We start from the raw sequence: 3,746 nt of genomic DNA on the forward strand, positions 1-3,746 counted from the left end.
GGCACCGAGCGAGGCGGAGGCCAGCTCCAACTCCTCGGGAATGGCGGTCAGTGCCGGGGCCAGCATCAGCACCGCGAACGGCAGCATGTACTGGACCAGGCCCAGCACCACGGCCGAGGGCGTGTAGATCAGCGGCCAGGGCTCGATGCCGGCCAGCCCCAGCAGGCTGTTCACCAGACCCTGGCGGCCCAGCACGATCAGCCAGCCATAGGCGCGCACCACCTGGCCCAGGAAGAAGGGCAGGAACAGGCTGACCAGCAGGAACCGGCGCCAGGCGGCGCTCGGGGTGCGGACCAGCGCATAGGCATAAGGGAAGGCCAGAGCCAGGGTCAGGACCGTGGTGAGCAGCGACGCCCAGAGCGTGCGCCAGCCGATGACCCAGGTGGCCCGCCGGAACAGGGCCGCCGCGTAATTTGCGAGCGTCCAGTCCTCGCCCAGGAGGAAGGTCGCGCGGTCGAGGCTGCGCAGCGACATGTCGACGATCTCGACCAGGCCCACCACCAGCACGGCCACAAGCAGCAGTGCCGGCAGGAGCAGCATCCAGCCGTCCAGGAACGCCAGCCGCTGCGGCCAGAGCCGGCAGCGCCAGGCCTCCATCCAGTCAAGCCACGTGATCAACGCTTCCACCCAGCACCGGCCGGCCGGGCGTGCCGGCCCATCTTCGGCCGCGCGCAGGCGGCCTGGCGTGGTGGTGGCAAAGGACGGCAGGTGCCGCAAGCCTCAAGCTCCATGCGCCCGTGCCGATCGGCGCACGGCAGCGGCAGGCCCGCAGCGGTGCGCCGGCCAACGCCGCTCAGGACATGAGCCAGCGCGCCGCCACCGCCAGCAGGAACCAACCGCCGGCGGAGCCCAGCACGACCAGCATGGTCGAGTGCGGCAGCGACAGTTTCTCCTCGCGCAGCCCGGCATCTGAGAGCGCCGCACCGGCCGGCTGGTCCGCCGCCGCGAGCTCACCATGGGCCATCGTCACGTCCAACATTTCCGGTCTCTCCAGGAACACCGCCGTCGAGCGCAGCATGGGGCCGGAGGTCTTAATGAAACGTGAAGACGCGGATTGTCATCGGGCGGTCGTCGTACCGTGCAGGCACTGTCCCGCCATCGTCGCCGGCCCGTCCCGGACCGCGCCTAGACCAGTGCCAGGCGCCGCTCCGGCTCGAGGCGGCCTGCTGTGTGGCGAATTCCGGGAGATGCCCCATGGGCCCATGCCTGCATGACGGTAGGTACGAACTCCGCCAGGCTCGGGACCGGGCCGAGATCGCCGCCGCCCAGGCGCTGCGCTACCGGGTATTTGTGGAAGAAGGCGGCGCCCTGGCCGATGCGGCGGGGCGGTCGCTGCGGCGGGACATCGACCGGTTCGATGCACATTGCGACCACCTGATCGTGATCGACCATGCGGCCACCGGCCAGGATCGGCCCGCGGTGGTCGGCACCTACCGGCTCCTGCGGCAGGATGTCGCCCAGGCAGCCGGCGGGTTCTACAGCGCGTCGGAATTCGACCTGGCCTGCCTGCTCGGGGGGCAGGACCGGCTGCTGGAACTGGGGCGCTCCTGCGTGGCACCCGAACATCGCGGCGGCCACGTGCTCCAGCTCCTGTGGCGCGGCCTCGCCAGCTATGTTGCGACCCACGGGATCGACCTGATGTTCGGCTGCGCCAGCCTGCCCGGGTCCCGGCCCGATGCCCATGCCCATGCGCTGGCCTGGCTGCACCACCGGCACCTCGCACCAGCGCACTGCCGGCCGACAGCCCGGGGTGAGCGGGTCGCCATGGACCTGCTGCCGGCGGATGCGGTGGACGAGGTCCTGGCCCGCCGGCAGCTCCCGCCGCTGCTGAAAGGCTATCTGCTGGCCGGTGCGGTGGTGGGCGAGGGGGCGGTGATCGACCGGGCCTTCAATACAGTCGACGTCTGCGTGCTGCTGCCGACCACCCGGCTGCGGCAGCGCAACCTGCGCCGGTTCCAGCGCCCGGCGGCCCCCGCGCTGCGCGTGGCGGCATGAGCGGACGGGCCCGAGGGTGAGCGTGCTGCGATTTTGCCTGCGGGTCGTGGGCTTCGTGCTGATCCTGGCGACGGCACTGCTGGTCCGGCTGCTGGCACCTACATTGCGGCTGGACGGGCAGCGCCTGGCGCGCGTCCTGTGGTGCCGGGGCTGCCTGGCGCTCCTGAACGTCCGGGTCGGCCGGGCGGGTCTGGCAGCACCGGGCGGGCCCACCCTGTTCGTCGCCAACCACGTGTCGTGGCTCGACATCCTGGTGCTCGGCGGCCAGATCGACGGCGTCTTCGTGGCCAAGTCCGAGGTGGCTGGCTGGCCCCTGTTCGGCAGCCTCGCCAGGCTCGCCCGGACGATCTTCATCGAGCGGCACTGGCGTGCGGCACGGGCGCAGTGCCGGCTACTGGCCGGGAAGCTGCGCGGGCGCGACGACCTGATCCTGTTCCCCGAAGGCACCTCCAGCGCCGGGCGGGACGTCTTGCCGTTCAAGACCAGCCTGTTCGCCGCAGCTGCACCCGAACCGTTCGGTGCCGGCGCGCAGGTCCAGCCGGTGACGCTGGCCTATCTGGGGCTATCCGCAGGCGGAACGGCTTGCCCCGAGCGCTATGCCTGGCATGGCGACCAGCTGTTCCTGCCCCATCTGTGCCAGGTACTGGCGGATCGGGGCTGCCGGGTGGAGCTGGTCTTCCATCCGCCCTGCCGGGTCGCGGACCTGCAAGGGCGCAAGGCGGCGGCCACCGCCGCACATCGCGTGATCGCCGCCGAGCTGACGAAGCGACGGGCCGAGGCGCCCGTAGGTGCTGCCCAGGGCGTGGCACCACCGCTGGCCGGCGAGCCTGCCGCGGGCTAGCCACTCAAGCGAACAGAGGGGCAGGCGCGCAGGCGGTTCGCCCGGTCCTGGGCGAGCATTACCTCGAATGGGCGCACTTGATGACGAGCAGGTGCTCCAGCGTGCCGTGCTCCCGCTCGCGGATCACGGCCGACCCGGTCAGGATGATCGCCGGCACCGAGACGGCGTTCGCCATCTGCATCACTGCGTTGAAGCGGTCGCTGTCGAAGTTGGGGTTGTACGCGGTCCGGAGCCCAGAGGCGCCGGCGCGAGGCTGACCCACACGCTCGGCGCGGCAGGCGCAACCCGTTTCGAGGTGATGGCCGACCAGATCCCGGGGGGATCATCGCCGGGCCATCCGCCGGTTGACCGGGGCGCCTGCCGGTGCCTAGTTGCGCTCGAGACAAGCGGCGAGCGGGGAGGCAGCCGGGCATGGACCGGGATCAGCTCATCCGGCGCCACGTCAGCGTGATGGGGTTTCGCCGGGCTGCGATGCGCGCGCTGCCGCGGCCGATGTTCGACTTCACCGATGGCGGGGCCGAGGACGAGATCACGCTTCGGCGCAACGAGGCGGCGTTCCACGAGCCGGCACTCCTGCCCCGGCCGCTGCAGGGCGTGGCGGACCGGGACCTGTCGATCGAGCTGTTCGGCAAGACGCTCGCCATGCCGATCATGATCGGCCCGACCGGGTTGTCGGGGATGCTGTGGCCGGACGGCGAGCTCGAAGCGCATCGCGCCGCGACCGCCGCCGGCACCGCGTTCTGCCTGAGCCACGCCTCCACCGTGTCGCTCGAGGCGCTGCCGAAGACCGGCAACCGCTGGATGCAGGTGTTCGTCTACAAGGACCGCGGCTTCACCCGCTCGCTGGCCGACCGGGCGCAGGAGGCCGGCTATGACGCGCTGGTGCTCACGATCGACAACCAGACGCTCG

The 3,746-nt window shown here is 71.4% G+C and carries 5 protein-coding genes; 3 read left to right on the top strand and 2 right to left on the bottom strand.

Annotated elements, in window-relative coordinates:
• Positions 1-618, bottom strand: a 618-nt coding sequence (locus EQG76_RS30630; RefSeq protein ID WP_159719008.1) for an ABC transporter permease, incomplete at its 3' end; no start/stop codon positions are given.
• A 175-nt stretch (positions 619-793) separates the two neighbouring features.
• Positions 794-979, bottom strand: a complete 186-nt coding sequence (locus tag EQG76_RS30635) for a hypothetical protein (RefSeq protein WP_159719009.1) — start codon at positions 977-979, stop codon at positions 794-796.
• A 215-nt stretch (positions 980-1,194) separates the two neighbouring features.
• Here EQG76_RS30635 and EQG76_RS30640 point away from each other — a divergent pair, with 215 nt between their 5' ends.
• From EQG76_RS30640 to EQG76_RS30650, 3 genes are all read left to right on the top strand, one after another.
• Complete coding sequence (locus EQG76_RS30640) at positions 1,195-1,995, top strand: GNAT family N-acetyltransferase (protein ID WP_159719010.1); 801 nt, start codon at positions 1,195-1,197, stop codon at positions 1,993-1,995.
• A gap of 16 nt (positions 1,996-2,011) precedes the next feature.
• Positions 2,012-2,836: a lysophospholipid acyltransferase family protein gene (locus tag EQG76_RS30645; RefSeq protein WP_159719011.1), complete on the top strand. Its 825-nt coding sequence runs from the start codon at positions 2,012-2,014 to the stop codon at positions 2,834-2,836.
• A gap of 411 nt (positions 2,837-3,247) precedes the next feature.
• A partial coding sequence (locus tag EQG76_RS30650; RefSeq protein ID WP_200841267.1) for an alpha-hydroxy-acid oxidizing protein occupies positions 3,248-3,746 on the top strand: 499 nt, incomplete at its 3' end.

The sequence above is a fragment of the Geminicoccus flavidas genome (assembly GCF_009806515.1).
In the GTDB taxonomy this organism is placed as follows: Bacteria; Pseudomonadota; Alphaproteobacteria; order Geminicoccales; family Geminicoccaceae; genus Geminicoccus; species Geminicoccus flavidus.